Source organism: Mesorhizobium sp. M2A.F.Ca.ET.039.01.1.1, from assembly GCF_003998035.1.
GTDB lineage: Bacteria > Pseudomonadota > Alphaproteobacteria > Rhizobiales > Rhizobiaceae > Mesorhizobium.
On record NZ_RZRY01001319.1, the window covers coordinates 1 to 902 of the forward strand.

Below are 902 nucleotides of genomic sequence, written 5' to 3' on the forward strand. Positions count from 1 at the left end.
GTCCGGTCCATACAGTCGCCTGCGTCATCCCATGTACACGGGCGGCCTGCTCGCCTCTATCGGCTCGGTGATCGTGGTCGGCGGCCCCTTCGTCTTTCTGTTGATCCTGCTCGGGGCGATTTTCATCTGGAGGGTCGGAGCCGAGGATCGGCTTCTGGCGCGGCAATTTCCCGACGAGTTCCCCGAATATGCGCGCCGCACGAACGCGCTTATCCCGTTCGTCTGGTAGTCTGCCCGCCGCAAGAGGCGCGGCCTGTCCCTGGTACTCGACAATTGACGTTGGCCCGGTCGCCGCTTAGCACTTCACCTCCCGCAGGCGCGGGGGAGGATTCTCTGACGATGGATTTTGGCGGCGGCGACGAGATCCGCTTCGAGCGGCTGGGCAGGGCGGGCGTGGTTACATTGACCCGGCCGAAGGCGCTCAACGCCGTCACGCACAACATGGTCAAGGCGCTCGGCAAAGCGCTCGATGCCTGGGAAGAGGATCCGGGCATCGGCGTCGTCGTCGTCAAGGCCGAGGGCAGGGCGTTTTCCGCCGGCGGCGATATCCTGCACATCTACGAGGCCGGCCGCGCCGGCAGGCCGCCTGTCGACTTCTTCGCCGACGAGTATCGGTTGAACGCCCGCATTGCGCGCTTCAAGAAACCCTATGTCGCGCTGATCGACGGCATCGTCATGGGCGGCGGCGTCGGCATCTCCTTTCACGGCTCGCATCGCGTGCTGACCGAGAACGCGCAGTTCGCCATGCCGGAGGTCGGCATCGGCTTTTTCCCCGATGTTGGCGCCAGCCATTTGCTGCCGGATCTCGGCGGCTCGTTCGGCATGTATCTTGGGCTGACCGGAAACCGCATCCGCTATGGCGACGCGCTGTGGTCGGGGCTCGCCACCCACACCATCAAGGC

The 902-nt window shown here is 65.2% G+C and carries 2 protein-coding genes; both read left to right on the forward strand.

Translation table 11 applies throughout. The features are described from left to right. Positions 1–229 (forward strand): methyltransferase (locus EOA24_RS39575; protein WP_281059946.1); only part of this gene is annotated, 229 nt, incomplete at its 5' end. 110 nt (positions 230–339) lie between these two features. Next, on the forward strand, positions 340–902 hold a 563-nt coding region (locus EOA24_RS39580; protein WP_189354665.1), incomplete at its 3' end, for an enoyl-CoA hydratase/isomerase family protein.